Origin of the sequence: Halobacillus litoralis, from assembly GCF_009856415.1 — a bacterium.
Taxonomy (GTDB): domain Bacteria; phylum Bacillota; class Bacilli; order Bacillales; family Halobacillaceae; genus Halobacillus; species Halobacillus litoralis_C.
Genome location: NZ_WMEZ01000008.1, coordinates 118,745 through 133,865, shown reverse-complemented (window position 1 = coordinate 133,865; position 15,121 = coordinate 118,745). Strand labels below are relative to the sequence as shown.

The 15,121-nt window shown below is 43.2% G+C and carries 14 protein-coding genes; 3 read left to right on the top strand and 11 right to left on the bottom strand.

Features of this window, described 5'->3' with window-relative positions; genetic code table 11:
- Positions 1–208: 208 nt before the first annotated feature.
- The 4 genes from GLV98_RS16910 to GLV98_RS16895 form a co-directional block, all read right to left on the bottom strand.
- A complete protein-coding gene (locus GLV98_RS16910) occupies positions 209–1,144 on the bottom strand; it encodes a hypothetical protein (RefSeq protein WP_160917241.1) in 936 nt (311 codons plus the stop codon).
- 304 nt (positions 1,145–1,448) lie between these two features.
- Positions 1,449–2,990: a fatty acid--CoA ligase family protein gene (locus tag GLV98_RS16905; RefSeq protein ID WP_160917240.1), complete on the bottom strand. Its 1,542-nt coding sequence runs from the start codon at positions 2,988–2,990 to the stop codon at positions 1,449–1,451.
- A 162-nt stretch (positions 2,991–3,152) separates the two neighbouring features.
- Positions 3,153–4,154: a lipoate--protein ligase gene (locus tag GLV98_RS16900; protein ID WP_160917239.1), complete on the bottom strand. Its 1,002-nt coding sequence runs from the start codon at positions 4,152–4,154 to the stop codon at positions 3,153–3,155.
- Between the two features lie 66 nt (positions 4,155–4,220).
- A complete protein-coding gene (locus GLV98_RS16895; protein ID WP_160917238.1) occupies positions 4,221–4,952 on the bottom strand; it encodes an MBL fold metallo-hydrolase in 732 nt (243 codons plus the stop codon).
- A 120-nt stretch (positions 4,953–5,072) separates the two neighbouring features.
- Here GLV98_RS16895 and yhfH point away from each other — a divergent pair, with 120 nt between their 5' ends.
- Entirely contained in the window at positions 5,073–5,201 is a 129-nt protein-coding gene (yhfH, locus tag GLV98_RS16890) for a protein YhfH (RefSeq protein WP_074735206.1), read from the top strand.
- 314 nt (positions 5,202–5,515) lie between these two features.
- Here yhfH and GLV98_RS16885 read toward each other — a convergent pair whose 3' ends face one another.
- The gene (locus GLV98_RS16885; RefSeq protein ID WP_160917237.1) at positions 5,516–6,532 is read right to left on the bottom strand and encodes a LacI family DNA-binding transcriptional regulator; all 1,017 of its coding nucleotides are present in this window, start codon (positions 6,530–6,532) and stop codon (positions 5,516–5,518) included.
- A gap of 162 nt (positions 6,533–6,694) precedes the next feature.
- Here GLV98_RS16885 and GLV98_RS16880 point away from each other — a divergent pair, with 162 nt between their 5' ends.
- Complete coding sequence (locus GLV98_RS16880; protein ID WP_160917236.1) at positions 6,695–7,666, top strand: nucleoside hydrolase; 972 nt, start codon at positions 6,695–6,697, stop codon at positions 7,664–7,666.
- Positions 7,667–7,883: 217 nt separating this feature from the next.
- Here GLV98_RS16880 and hemY read toward each other — a convergent pair whose 3' ends face one another.
- The 4 genes from hemY to GLV98_RS16860 all read right to left on the bottom strand — a co-directional run bounded on the left by hemY (position 7,884) and on the right by GLV98_RS16860 (position 13,555).
- Positions 7,884–9,290 carry a protoporphyrinogen oxidase gene (hemY, locus tag GLV98_RS16875; protein ID WP_160917235.1) on the bottom strand — a complete coding sequence of 469 codons (1,407 nt, stop codon included), beginning with the start codon at positions 9,288–9,290 and terminating at the stop codon, positions 7,884–7,886.
- 5 nt (positions 9,291–9,295) lie between these two features.
- The gene (gene hemH, locus GLV98_RS16870; protein WP_160917234.1) at positions 9,296–10,225 is read right to left on the bottom strand and encodes a ferrochelatase; all 930 of its coding nucleotides are present in this window, start codon (positions 10,223–10,225) and stop codon (positions 9,296–9,298) included.
- A gap of 34 nt (positions 10,226–10,259) precedes the next feature.
- The gene (gene hemE / locus GLV98_RS16865) at positions 10,260–11,297 is read right to left on the bottom strand and encodes a uroporphyrinogen decarboxylase (protein WP_160917233.1); all 1,038 of its coding nucleotides are present in this window, start codon (positions 11,295–11,297) and stop codon (positions 10,260–10,262) included.
- A gap of 107 nt (positions 11,298–11,404) precedes the next feature.
- On the bottom strand, positions 11,405–13,555 hold the full coding sequence (locus GLV98_RS16860) for a transglycosylase domain-containing protein (RefSeq protein ID WP_160917232.1): 2,151 nt from the start codon (positions 13,553–13,555) through the stop codon (positions 11,405–11,407).
- A 94-nt stretch (positions 13,556–13,649) separates the two neighbouring features.
- Between GLV98_RS16860 and GLV98_RS16855 the strand changes: the two genes are divergently transcribed.
- Positions 13,650–14,156 (top strand): antibiotic biosynthesis monooxygenase family protein, encoded by a 507-nt coding sequence (locus GLV98_RS16855; protein ID WP_160917231.1) that lies wholly within the window; start codon positions 13,650–13,652, stop codon positions 14,154–14,156.
- Between the two features lie 35 nt (positions 14,157–14,191).
- Here GLV98_RS16855 and GLV98_RS16850 read toward each other — a convergent pair whose 3' ends face one another.
- Together GLV98_RS16850 and GLV98_RS16845 are read right to left on the bottom strand one after the other, a co-directional pair.
- Positions 14,192–14,689 carry a thioredoxin family protein gene (locus tag GLV98_RS16850; RefSeq protein WP_160917230.1) on the bottom strand — a complete coding sequence of 166 codons (498 nt, stop codon included), beginning with the start codon at positions 14,687–14,689 and terminating at the stop codon, positions 14,192–14,194.
- The gene (locus GLV98_RS16845) at positions 14,686–15,111 is read right to left on the bottom strand and encodes a disulfide oxidoreductase (RefSeq protein WP_160917229.1); all 426 of its coding nucleotides are present in this window, start codon (positions 15,109–15,111) and stop codon (positions 14,686–14,688) included. Before GLV98_RS16845 ends, GLV98_RS16850 begins: the two co-directional genes overlap by 4 nt.
- Positions 15,112–15,121: the final 10 nt, after the last annotated feature.

Here is a 15,121-nt window from a genome sequence, read left to right as displayed (position 1 = left end):
ACTTTTCCGTGACACTCATCAGTAAACAACGTTACTGACCTATTTATGACAACCAAATCATAAATAGTTATGAGATAAATAAGCATCACCGCTTATCTGTTTCTATTGTAATATATCCTAGGTCCAGGTTCACCGAAAAAAATTTGCGGAGGTCCGCAAATTGGTGCGAATTTTCTAGTAAATGACATACGACAACTTAAAATTCCAGTTAGGTATGCCGGACAATTCGATCCATCTCTTCTGTCAGAGCACCTTCTTCTTTTTCAAATTGACGATTCAATGTTTCAAGATCAAGAAGAACAGCATGGGTCTTTTTTCTAACTTCTCTCACTTCCTCATGAGAAGATTGGAGTTTATTTTGGACGAACCAATCCACAAGTAAGCCATCAAAAAAGTAATCGGCAACCTTCAAACCACCGGATATGTGAATATGAATATCGTAATGATTGCCTAAATCATCAATTTCATTTGCGAACTTCCGCAAATATCTTTGTGCGGTATGGATAGCGGTATCTGCATCATCCACTCGTGAATGTTTGACGGCTGTAGTTAGAAGGCCACCACCTAGCATATCTAGTGCTCCCCAGTTCTCAGCAGAAGTCAACGAAGTCGATGCATCTTCTAATGCTCGGATTGCGGATTGGCCTGCATCGATTGCCTCGCTTATTTCAACCAATTCCGCCTGGAGCATGGATCGCTTTTCACTAAGTTCAAGCAAACGCTCTCCTTTCTCCTCGCCTTTTGATATAAGGAATTGCTTCTTTCTTTGATACAGCCCATCATACTCCTCTTTTGGATTTCCATAAGCTGCAATACTCTCAGAAATATTTTCTACTTCTTTCTCCACCTCTAGAGAGGATTGATGGGCTTCTCTCCATTTCAAACGTGCCTCCAAAGCCTCCCGTTTTTCTTGTTCCACTTTCTCCAGCTTCTTACCTGTAATGGTAACGAATAGATTGGTAAGGCTCATGCGTTCCAGCTTTTCGACATCTTCTTGTTCTTCCTCTAGCATTTCTAAGTAGCGCCGTTCTTTAGCACGCAGTTCTTTATGTTCTTTTTTCAATTGTTCCCTCTCTCTATGTAGACGTTCTTTCTCGAGATATCTTCTTCTAGCTTCCATTAATGATTCATGTAATTCTTCCATCACTTTTCCCCCTTTCTTTTTTCTACGTCTCACAAAAGAAAAAGTTCCAATACTCCCCAATGATCAGCGAAAGCTTATCAACAATCTGGCAGGATTCTGGAAGACCAGGGTTCCAAGACTTTCGTTGAATGGTTGGAGCTGCCAGACACCCATGGGAGAAGGAAATAGGCGAGCTCCCAGGATGGGAAACGAACGCCGATGATCTCGAAATTGGGTCTTACACAAACAGGAGCTTTAAATGAAAAGAGGAAAATCTTAAAAAGCTCAAAGTATGGGGACTTTGAGCTTTGAATGCACCTTGAAGTTATTTAGAATTCGTAAGTTGTTCACGTAAATTTTTGCGCAGAATCTTCCCTGTCGTGTTTTTAGGAAGCTCAGACATAAATTCGATACGTGAAGGTACCTTATACTTCGCTAAATGATCCCGGCAATATTCGGTTAGTTGTGCATCTGTTAACGTTGGATTTTTAGAAACGACAAAGCTGATGACCGTCTCCCCCAGTTCAGGGTCGGGGGCTCCTACGACCGCGACTTCCGTCACATCTTCGTGTTGGTACAATACTTCTTCTACTTCTCTTGGATAGACGTTATATCCTCCAACAAGGATCATATCTTTTTTACGATCCACGATGTAGAAATATCCGTCTTCATCCTGACGAGCCATGTCTCCTGTATATAACCAACCATCACGAATCGTTACAGCGGTCTCTTCAGGAAGTTTATAGTATCCCTTCATGACGTTCGGGCCTTTGACGATCAATTCACCCACCTCACCGGCAGGGAGTTCTTCGCCAAGTTCATCCACCACTTTATTTTCAACATTTTTGATATTCTGCCCGATGGAACCTGCTTTTCTTGGTCGATCCAGGGGATTGAAAGCTGTGACAGGTGAGGCTTCGGAGAGTCCGTAGCCTTCTGAAACACGTACGTTGAACTGCTTTTCGAATGATTCTAATAAAGCGACCGGCAAGGAGGAACCTCCAGAAATACAAAGACGCATGTGGCGGAACGTTGGTGCCTGTTCTTTTCCTGTGTGTAATAAATAGTTATACATGGTCGGGACACCGGCGAACACCGTGGCCTGGTGTTCTTCTGCCGTGGCAAACACTTCTTGAGGAGAGAATTTAGGTACGATTAATACGGTTCCTCCATTCATGACGGGAGCGTTCAAGCAAACCGTCAAGCAGAAAACATGAAACATCGGTAACGTTGCTATCACACGATCGTCTGCGGTGATTTGCAGGTAATCCGCTACATCCGTAGCGTTGGAGTATAGGTTTTGATGTGTGAGCATTGCGCCTTTCGGCTTTCCTGTCGTTCCGGATGTGTAAAGAATAACGCCCACGTCCTGATTATCGAGTGGAGAGGCTTCATAATCTAAACTTCCCTCTGCTACAACGCTTGTAAACGATTTCATTTTTTCTTTCAGTGAAGAAGTCTCCAAATCCACACCTGTTCCCGTGTCTGCAACAAAATAGTGACCGACATCAAGATCATGATCCATAACTTCAAATTTGTCGATCAATACATCCATCGTCATGACTGCCCTAACGTCTCCATTTTTCAAAATGTAACTCATTTCATCAACGGTGTACGTAGGATTAATTGGTATGACGGTTGTCCCTGCTCGAAGTGCTCCGTAGAGTCCAATCATGAACAAAGGACTGTTGCCACTCACAAGTGCCAAATGATCCCCTTTTCCATAACCTAGTTCAGACAACTTAGAAGCGAATTTAGTGACTGTTGCATCAAACTCTTGATAACTCACCCGCTGGCCTTGAAATATGTAGGCATCTTTAGCAGGATGACGCTGAGCCGTAAGCGACAGTTGTTCGCTTAGATTCATGTATGCTCCCCCTTGATTATGAATGAATAGTCATTCATTTTAATAATTTTCAATATAATTATAAAATACTGAAAACTTTTTAGCAACATTTGTCGTCTTAAGGTACCAGGAGTGTAATATAGAAAAAAGGAACGTTCCTTAAATAAGGAACGTTCCTTTTGGTTAATACACCATATCAAGAAAGTCTTCTTTGCTGATTTTACCAAGATAATGAGAAACATCCACATCACCTAGAGCTTCAGATATCGCCTGGCGTTCATACTTCGTGCCAATTAATGTTTCTTCAATCTCATTGATGTCTCCAACACCAAAGAAATCCCCAAAGATTTTCGCATTCTGAATGCGTCCTTTGGCTACATCAAGACGAATATCATAGCTCCCAGCACCTTCAATTCGTTTCGTATGCTGGATGTTAAACTTTGGTGACTTGCCGTAATTCCAATCCCAATTTTTGTAGCGTTCTTCTGCCAGATTGTAAATATTTTCCCAATCTTCTTTTGTCAACTTATATTGAGGAACATCCTTCACATCTTCGACATCGAAAATGTAGCGGAGGATCAAGTTCTTGAACTCTTCCATAGTAATCTTTTCATCAAGGAATTCAGAGATGTTTGCAACACGACTTCGAATCGATTTAATTCCTTTCGACTTGATCTTCTCTGTTTTCACGTTAAGAGCAGAAACAACGTTCTCAATTTCAGAATCAAGCATCAATGTCCCGTGACTGAACATGCGGCCCCGGGTAGAGAATTGAGCGTTTCCTGAAATTTTCCGGCCATCTTCTGCCACAATATCATTACGCCCGGACAATTCTGCGTTTACTCCCAGCTTCTTCAATGCTTCTGTTACCGGTTTTGTAAATTTAGCGAAATCATGAAAACTGTCCCCATCGTCCTTTGTAATGAAACTGAAGTTCAAGTTTCCTAGATCATGATAGACCGCACCTCCGCCAGAAAGACGACGAACAACATGGATCCCGTTCCCTTCTACATAGCTTGTATTGATTTCTTCCACCGTATTTTGATTTTTACCAATGATGATAGAAGGTTCGTTGATATAGAACAGTAAGTAAGTGTCGTTGATATCGAGATTTTTTAATGCGTATTCTTCAATGGCCAAGTTAATACGAGGATCGTTAATCCCCTCATGGTCAATAAAAAGCATGCGTTTCATCCTTTCAGTCCGTATTGTCCATGTACCATTGTAATCGTTTAGGAGCTTGGAAACAATTCATTTACTCCATGAAAGCCCTTCATCCGCCAGTTGAATGGTTCCGCTGAAGATATCTTCCGCTTCCTGACGCAACCTCGTCAGCTGGCCAAAGTGTGGCAGATGACTGAGCCATAAAGTCTTTACATTGGCCTCTTCAGCGATGGTGGCTGCCTCTGTACTCGTCATATGCCCTGCTTTTTTTCCGTCCATGTCCTTATAAAAGTTTGTATCTGTAATCAGAAGGTCCGCATTTTTTGCAAATGTCGCCCACTCCTTGAAATAGCTTGTATCTGCTGTGTAAACCGCCGTGTCATTACCATCAGAAATCCGCATACCATAACAAGGGGCTGGATGATTCGTTTTTTGGAATTGGATGGAGAAAGGCCCTATCTCCAGCGTTTTTTCAGGTTCATAGGCGATGCCTTTTGTATATTGATGGGTTAATGTTTCAAACTTTCCTTTCTCTTCTTTATGCCCATAAATCGGAAGCGTTTCATTTGTTTCTGCAAGAGTGTTCTGAACAAGGCAGGCATATTGAAGAGGGCCAATATCTGCAATGTGGTCATGATGATAATGAGAAAGTACAACCGCATCCAGTTCATCTACCTTCATAAATTGTTGCAGCCGTGATAACACACCACTTCCACAGTCGATAAGCATCGAAAAACCATCTTTTTCAAATAAATACCCCGAAGTTGCACTACCCGCTGCAGGGTAAGCTCCCCAATAACCGATAATTGTCACTTTCATTTTCATCACTCCTAAAACTTTTTGCCTAATTACACATTGTTTTATAACAGATGGTTGATTTCTGAATATTGTTATAATACAATGGTTTTACATTAAAAATTAATTGGAGGCGATTTACAGATGATGAGTGTCCTTGAGTTCTTCCGTAACCTTCCGAAAAAGCACTGCTCCAACTGTGGGAATGTGATCCAGGAAAAAGCTGACTGCTACGGCAACATTTGCGACGAATGTGACCATCCTGCCCGCTAAGTCTAGTATTCCACAAAAAACATAACAAAGAACATCCGATTTGGAGCAGCTGTCAAAGGCTGCTATTTTTTTTGCCCTTTCATCCCCTTCATGGAAAAGATGGTTTGGAAGCTGCGAGACTCCCGTGGGAAAGGATTGGCTGGCGAGCCCCGGCATTGCAAAGCACCCTTGCCTCAATCACCAAAGGAAAGCGAGTAGCTTCCCAACCACCTCTGACTCTCAATATGGCAAACGAACCCTGGTTATCTCGAAACTGATTCTTCCACTATCCTGCCATATAGCGAAATAAAAAAACTATCCATCCGGCAGCGGTGCTACTGGATGGATAGTTTCTTTCGTTTTGTGGAATTTCTTACAAGCAGCTGATGAGGAAAGACATATCTGTTCGGGGCATGGGCACCAGGATGTAAGAGTTGTTGGATTAAAACTTCAACCGTCTTATCAGCCATTTGCTTCACAGGTTGTTCAACCGTTGTGACGGAAGGAACCATCAACAAAGAAATCATCTGGTTATCAAAACCTACGACGGCCAAATCATCAGGAATCACCCAATCAGATGAAGAAGTCGCTTCATAAATTAACCCGGCAGCAACCTCATCGCTTCCCGTAAACACACCATCTACATGGGGAAGCTCGTCCTTAATCATATGAAAGACTTTTTGACCATCACTGACATCCATGGCCCAGTCCATCGCTAAATCTGACTGGAATGGAAGTCCATATTCGGACAAAGCTTCGGTAAAGCCTTCTTTCCGTTTTTGAGACAAGTGGCTTTCCGGTCCACCACTTACATAGGAAATGTGCGTGCATCCCTGTTCCAGCAGGTGAATGGTCGCTTCGTATGCCGCTTGCTTGTGATCCATATGAATCATAGGAATGCTGGACTCGTCCATATATTCGTTGCAAAAAACAATAGGTCCACATTCTAAAAAAGATTTGACATCTTCCCATTCATTAACAAGTGAAGCCATAATCACACCGTCCACTTGCTTCGTCTTCAATAATTGTAAATAATCCATTTCTTTTTTCTTGGAATCATGTGTTTGACAGACGATGACTTGATATCCCCACTCAGAAGCCTTTTCCTCCATCGCCTCTATCAAATTACCGAAAAAAGGGTTTGTCAGGCGTGGCAAGAGAACGGCAATCGTTTCCGTCTTTTGACTTCGAAGACGACGGGCGGAAGAATTGGGGACATATCCAAGGTCGTTCATGGCTTGAATGATTCGTTGTCTTTTTTCATCTGTCACGTAAGGCTGATCATTGATGACTCGGGAGACCGTTGTCCTCGATAATCCAGCCAGTTTCGCTACATCTTCAATCGTAGCCATACTTACTCCCCCTTGATGCTTTCTTGAAAACGTTTCCAATTTTAATCATACTAATCATTCGGTTTTCTTGCAAGCCCTTTCATACTTAGATAGGGATTTTGCTAAAACTTCAAATACTTGATATGACCCTATAATACATAATCGCCTTTGAGTTTTAATAAAATGAAAACAGGAAAAAATAGGGAGATGATCCACCTGAGAAAAGTTCTGATCATCGCAGATCCTGGTGTGGATGATGCGTTTGCCATCATGTATGCTCTTCTACATCCGGAAATAGAAGTTGTTGGTATCGTCGCAGAATATGGGAATGTCAGCCAGGAAGTCGCCTTAAGAAACACCGCATACTTGCTGCAATTGGCTGATAAAACGGATATTCCTATTATAAAAGGGGCTGATAAACCACTCACAGGCACAGATCCTGAGTTTTTCTTTGATATACATGGAGCCCACGGCCTCGGAGAAATCATCCCGTCTGTTCAAACACCTGACCATGATCGTTTTCAGAAAGTCTATGAACTGATCGATACATATGGTAAAGACTTAACCATCATAAATCTTTCCCGCTTTACTTCACTCGCTTTTACCTATATTCAATCGGAAAGTAATATCGATGAAGCGGGAGATGTCTACGTAATGGGAGGCGCCTTCTTCGTACCCGGTAATCGTACGTCAGTAGCGGAAGCAAATGTGTACGGAGACCCTCAAGCCGCCAAAATTGTAGCCGCTCATGGAGAAAATGTTACCTTTGTCCCTTTGAATGTCAGCAATCGTGCGGTGATCCCTCTCGATACTATGAAAAAAGTTGCCGCTGAAAACGACACGCCCTTTTCAAAAATCATTTTTCCAATCATGAATTACTATAGTACCCAATACGAATCCATCATTCCCGGAATTGATGGAGCCCCTCTTCATGACGTGACCTTATTTTCCTACTTAATGAATCCTGAAGATTATAAGGTCGTAGAACGGCAGGTAAGTGTAACTGCGATCGGTCCATCTCAAGGATTAACCTATGCGGACTTCCGTCCTTCACCTGAATATATAGAGGGTTACCCAATGCATAATATTATTATTGACTTCAATCGAAATGCCTTCATCAAAGACTTCGTCGATATCATGACAAACCAAAAATAATGATACAATTATTACTCTCAATTGTTGAAGACTCTTTTCGAGACTTTTATTGAGTGGATAGGGGCTACGGGGAATAGCTCGCTTTCCGACCACCCCTGACTCTCAACCAGGCTACGAAAACCCAAAGCATCTCGAAATCAAATCTTCAACAATCCTGCCAAATAGTTGAAGATAGAGTGGATAGAAAAAAGGAAGCATTCTTGGGAATGCTTCCTTTTTAATGATAGAGATAGTCTATGACATTTCGAACAGCCGCTTCTCCCTGATCGATACAATCTGGCAAACCGATTCCTCGGTAAGAACCACCAGCAAGGTACACGCCTGGAAGGTCCTTTTCCATTTGTTCCGTAATCTCATTCACCCTCTGTTTATGACCGACCGTATATTGTGGCATCGCATCATACCAACGGGTGACGACCGAGAATTCAGGTTTAGCTGTGATATTCATCGTTTTGTTCAAGTCCTTCAGAACGATTTCTTCAATCTCCTCATCCGTTTTTCGAACCACTTCCTGATCGGAAGGTTTTCCGACATAGCACCTTAGGAGAACCTTCCCTTCAGGTGTCGAATGAGGCCACTTTTTATGTGTCCATGTACAAGCGGTAATCCGGAAGTCACTGTTTCTTGAGACGACAAAACCAGTCCCGTCGATATCCTTTTTGATGGCTGAGGCATCGAAAGCCATCGCTACGTTTGCTACAGAGGTAGCATTGGTTTCTTTGAATGGTTCTAAAAAGTCATACTGCGACAGCATGCGCTGTACGGCATAATGAGGAGCCGCTAATATAATCCCATCTGCCTCTTTTACCGTCCCATCACTTAATAAAAGGTGATAGCCACTGGCCTTCTTCTCAATATGATCCACCTTCACGCCTTTTTGGACAGTTCCAGGTTCCAACCGATCTTCGATAGCTTCCACAAGAGAACCGAGTCCATTTCTTAACGTGCGGAACATGCTCGGTTTCTTTTCACCTTTTTTCGGCTTCTTCATCGGATACGTCTGACGCAATCCTTTAATAAGACTACCGTACTTCTGTTCCAGGTCATAAAAGTTCGGAAACGTGGATTGCAAACTCAAACGATCAATATTTCCTGCATAAATACCGGATAAGAGCGGTTCTATTAGGTTTTCAACGACTTCATTACCCAGCCTTCTTCGGAAAAACAAGCCGAGGGACTGATCTCCTTCGACCGTTTTTTTCGACTTGACCAAATCTAAAGCAGCTCTTGTCTTTCCTACTGGACTGAATAACCCTGAAAAAAGGAATGGGCGGATTCTCGTCGGGATGCCCATAAAAGAGCCGCTTGGCATTTTATGAAGTTTACCGTTCACCAAAATATAGGACTGACCTGTACCGTTTGGCACAAGTTCCTCCCCGAGACCTACTTCTCTCGCAAGACGCCCGGCACTTTCTTTACGGGCGAGAAAAGAGTCCGGGCCACGCTCGATCGTGAAGCCATCTTTTTGTACCGTATCGATTTTTCCACCCAGGTGATCACTGGATTCCAATAATTGAACATCCAGTGGATAGCCTTGCTCCTGTGCTTCTTTTAGTAAGTAGTACGCAGAGGTTAACCCTGAGATTCCCCCGCCTACGACGACGACACGCTTTTTCTCTTCCATAAAATCTACTCTTTCACTTTATCCAGGACAACATCAGCAAGTGTCCGGATAAACTTCGGATGAGTGTTTGGCATTTCTGGGCGGTAGTAGTCTGCTCCGACTTTATCACAGACAACTTTACACTCGTAGTCATTATCATATAGGACTTCCAAATGATCGGATACAAACCCAACAGGCGCGTACACAAAACTGCGGTATCCCTTTTCATGATAAAGTTCTTCTGTTAAGTCCTGTACATCCGGACCGATCCAGGGGTCTGGTGTGTTGCCTTCACTCTGCCAGCCGATTTCATATTGAGTAATTCCAGTAGCTTCTGAAATCAATTCCGCTGTTCTCTTCAATTGATCCGGATAAGGGTCTCCCCCTTCCAAAATCTTCATCGGTAGACTGTGCGCAGAGACAATCAAGCAGGCTTTCTCCTTGTCGTCTTCCGTCATCTTAGCGTATTCCGCTTCAATGACATCTTTCCAATAATCAATGAAACCAGGCGCGTCATACCAGCTTTCTACGGAACGTATAGAAATGCCGTGCTTTTCTGCTTCCTCTTTAGCACGACCATTATACGATTTCACGCTGTACGTGGAGTAATGAGGAGCAAGCACGATAGAAACAGCTTCTTCGATCCCGTCTTCAGCCATTTGTGCAACCGCATCCTCTACAAACGGTTCAATATGCTTCAAGCCAAGATAGACTTTAAACTCAATCTCGTCCTGCTTTTCATTCAATGCATCTTTCAAAGCTTCCGCCTGATCATCTGTAATACGGGCAAGTGGAGAAATACCACCAATGGCATCATAACGATCACGGAGATCCTGCAGCATCTCATCCGATGGTTTGCGTCCGCGTCGGATGTGAGTGTAATACCTTTCTAAATCTTCTTCTTTGTAAGGAGTCCCATAGGCCATTACTAATAAACCCATTTGTTTTTTTGCCATGTTCCTTCACCTCTTCATCTTTTTTAAACCACCATTATGATTTCTTGGAATAATCATGAATCAGTTGAGTTAGCCGCTTCAATGTTTCCGGTTTGATATCCGGAGTTACACCGTGGCCGAGGTTGAAAATGTGAGCAGGGTGTTGTCTTCCCTCATCAATGATTTTCTTAGTTCTTTCCTCAATGGTATCCCAGTCTGCTAAAAGCATCGAAGGATCAAGGTTTCCTTGAAGTGGCTTTGTGATCCCTTCATTCCTTGCTTCAGTAATGGACATGCGCCAATCCAGTCCAAGCACATCAACAGGAAGGTCGTCCCATTCATGAATCAGATGTCTGGCTCCAACGCCGAAAGTGATCAGTGGCACGCCTTCCTCTTTCAATTCAGAGAAAATCCGCTGCATCACTGGTTTAATAAACGTACGGTAATCTTCGACATTCAAAGAACCTACCCAAGAGTCGAAAATCTGAATAGCACTGGCCCCGGCTGCGACTTGTGCTTTTACATAAGCAATAACCATGTCTGCCAGTTTGTCCATGAGTGCGAACCATGTCATCGGCTCCCTATACATGAGTGACTTGGTTTTATTGTAATTTTTTGATGGGCCACCTTCAATCATATAGCTCGCAAGGGTGAAAGGTGCCCCACTGAAACCGATCAATGGTACGGTCAGTTGTTCTTTCGTTAATAGACGAATCGTATCCATAACATAAGGGACATCATCTTCAGGGTCGATGGTCCCCAGCTTTTCAATATCCGCTTTCGTTTTTATTGGATTGTGAATGACCGGTCCGATGCCTTTTTTAATTTCTACGTCCACGCCAATAGCCGGAAGTGGAGACATAATATCTTTGTAAAGAATCGCCGCATCGACGCCATATTGCTCCACTGGAAGGCGTGTCACATAAGCGCAAAGCTCAGGGTCATGGGTGATTTCAAACAATGAATATTTTTCTTTCAATTTACGATATTCCGGCTGCGAACGCCCGGCCTGACGCATGAACCAGACAGGGGTATGGTCTGTCTCTTCTCCTCGGAAGGCTTTTAAAATCGTGTCGTTTTCAATTTTGTTCATCTTCAGAACTCCTTTTCCCGTTCAACATTTATCCGCTTACAACTATAACGATTTATTGTTCTTCTGTATAGAAAAATAAAACATTTGTCATGATTTTGTGCTTTTTTTCACAGGTCCCAACTCAGATTCACTGTATTGGAAGGCTGACCTTTCTTCCCTGTCAGTGGATCCACGGGTACGATGTAATAGCTCGTCTGATCGAAGATACCAAAAGCACTGACCTTAAACTCATTCTTTCCCGTCACTTCACCGACTTTAACATCTTCTCCGTTTTCTTTCCTGAAAATACGGTAGACAATCCGCTCATCGTCAGAAGCGGACCATCGTATCGTCCCTCTTAATGTAGCGAGGCCGGACAAATTCAATCTTCCTGTTACGTCCGTTAAAACGGGAAGATCAACAGGTTCAGGTAAGCTTTCTACCCCTTCCGGTTGTTCAAATGTTACAGCCAGACTTTTTTCCTGATCGATTCTTGTTAATATTTCTTTCATGAGACGCGTCGGATAAGCACTGCTTCCTTCAATCTCTCCTGATTGATCGTAGCCCATCCAAAGCGATCCCGCGTATTCAGGCGTGTATCCGGCAAACCACACATGCTGGTCCTGATGAGTCCCCGTTTTTCCTGCTAATGCTTTAGGATACTCACCAGCCTTCGCTGTTCCTTCCTGTACAGCCGTCTGGAGGATTTCTGTTAAATACCATGCCGTCTGCGCATTAAATAGTTCTGTTTCATCAGACGCATGTTCATGGATGACCTTGTCGTTGCGATCAAGAATTTTTGTAATGGCATAGCTTTCTTTTATTTTTCCATTCTGCGCCAGCGAACCATAAGCTTCCGTTATTTGAAGAGAAGTATATCCATCCGACAATCCACCAAGAGCAATGGATAAACCATTGTCTTTTGTGGCTAAACCGGCTTTCTCCAAATATCCTTTGGCAAAAGAGATACCAATTTGATCAAGGAGCCATACGGCTGACACATTCTTGGACTCGATCAAAGCCTGGTACAAGGAGACTTCACCTTCATATTGGTCGTCATAGTTATTGGGAGAATAATCATTTGAACCAAACGTCTGCTTTTCATCAGATAATAGACTGTATGGGTCATAATCTCCTGTCATCATAGCCGGACCATAGACGGCAAATGGTTTGATGATGGAAGCAGGAGCCTGCTTCGCCCGGACACGGTTGAAATCCCCATGTTTAAAGTCACGCCCACCAACAACCGCAACGAGCGCGCCTGTCGAGTGATCCATAAGAGTGAAAGCCCCTTCGATCGACTCTGAGGAACCTGGGACAAACTCGCCGTTTTTCATTTCTTCTGCCGCTATTTTCTGGATTCTTGGGTCCATTTCTACCACTAATCGGTAGCCACCACGTTTTAACTCATCACGAGAGATATGATACTTCTCTGCTGCTTCATGGATGACGAGATCCACATAGCTGTTGGACCACGTTTGATTTGTATCCTCAGCCTGCACAACAGCAAGCGTCGACCCTTGCATTTGCTTCATTACTGCTGCATCAATTTTTCCTGTGTCGTACATCCGTGATAACACAACATTCCTTCTCTGCTTGGCGTCATCCGGGTTATCGAATGGCGAATACGTATTCGGTGCCTTAGGCAAGCCTGCAAGCAGAGCTCCTTGAGCAATCGTCAATTCTGAAGCAGACTTTTGAAAATAATGCTGGGAAGCCGTTTCAATGCCATACGCCCCTTCCCCAAAATAAATACGATTCAAATACAATTCTAAAATTTTATCTTTTGAGTAGTTGCGCTCTAAGTAAAGAGCCGCCATAACTTCTTTCGTTTTTCTCATCCATGTCTTTTCATTTGAAAGAAAAATGTTTTTGGCCAGCTGCTGAGTGATTGTACTTGCACCTTCCACCTTTTTCATGGCGATGATGTCTTTATAGACCGCTCGCATAATCCCTTTGAAATCAACACCGGAATGCTCTCTGAAGCGGCTGTCCTCTATACTTATGAACGCATCCTTGACATGTTCGGGTACCTGTTGAATGGATACGTTCTTTCTGTTCTTCGTGTATATCCGTTCAATGACTTCGCCTTCGGCTGTCTCCACCGTAGTCATTTCATCAAGAATCAGATCCTCTTCATTTACGACAAACCGTCCTCCGAATAATATGACCAGGTAACCTATTCCCGCGAGCAACACGAGTGTCAGGAGGATGAGGGCCGGCCACTTCAATCGCCCTGACCAGGAAGGTAAGCGTTTCTTTAAATCTTTGATGTTCAAATTACGTGCATCCTTTCTGTTCTAACCTTCAAACTTGCCACCATGGAACCCTGCTTGCTAAACTGAAGATACCGCAGGAAAGGAGACATCGGCTATGAAAGTATCGATGACCAATGGTACATTGAATTACTTATCCAAACTGAGTCAACAACACCCTGAAGCATCCCTGTTTTTCATGCAGGATCAAGACAAAACGGTCGCCTATTATGAAGGGGAAGATACGTCCATATTTGAAGAAGGACGCAACTATGAAACCGTCGATCATGTGGGTACGATGCAATCGAACGGTTATGTTGTCATGAACAACATCCCTGTCAGTGACGAAGGCCGTCCTGTTTTTGAAGACCGTTTCAAAAAAAGAGCGGGGAATGTAGAAAATCGTGAAGGCTTTCAAGCCATTCGCATCCTTCGCCCTTTAAAAGGCAATACGTACGTTGTCCTTACTCAATGGCGCAGTGAACAAGACTTCGAAGACTGGAAAAACTCCAAGTCCTTTGATGAGGCCCATAAAAAATCAGGCCCTCAGCACCAGAAGAAGCCTTCGTTTATTGATGGCGATGCCTACATTACAAAATATCAAATGATAGAACTTGAAGAGTAGCATAGGAAAAGTGAGCGGAAAACCGCTCACTTTTTTTATTTCTCTTCTTGTTCTGATTCACTGTCCATGACTTCCTGCTGGAAGAAATCGTCTAAATCACGAACGGATTGTTCACCGGAAACTCGCGCCTGTTCTTCCCCGTTTTCGAAATGAATGAGGGTAGGTGTTCCTTCAATCCCGTATTTGTTCCACTGATCTTCAAATTCTCTTACGTTCATTTTTTTGACATCCAGGTCGTATTCATTCACGATCGGCATCATTCTTGGAGTCGTACGTTGACAGTGCACACATGTCGGATCGTAAAAATAAACAGTTGTAGGATCTCCTGATTGAATTTCTTCCTCAAGAGCATCTGGTTGAATCTGGTTTTGATAATTAGGATCATCCATTTGATCAATGGTTGCCTGATGCAAGTCTTCTTTTCCATACGGATTATCTGCTGTTTTCTCGGAGTTTTGATAGTTCACGACAAATACAAGAACTACAACAAGCACCACAAGGGCACTTGCAAAGATGATCATACCTTTTTTCATACGTCAATCCTTCCTTTCTTTACAACGACAAATAAATGAATAATAAAAATAATGATGAAGGCAGTGCCTGCTAAAAACGGAATGGTCACGAATCCGAAAACATTGATGTATTGACCATTACAAGGTACAAGGCCGCATGTGTCTGCCGCTGAAAGCGACGGGATCTTCTGCAGCATGTAATGGTAAATAGATACGAACATACCCATTCCGCTCATGATGATGCCAGGGAAAGCCACATCCCACTTCTTTTTCCATAAAGCTGTCCCATAAATGAGCACCAGCGGGTACATCAGGATCCTCTGATACCAGCACAATTCACAGGGAGCATAGCCGAGAACCTCTGAAAAGAACAGGCTCCCGACAGTAGCAACGAGTGAAGTTGCCCATAGCAGAAACAGCGCTGTTTCCATACTTTTTTTCATAATGTGTATC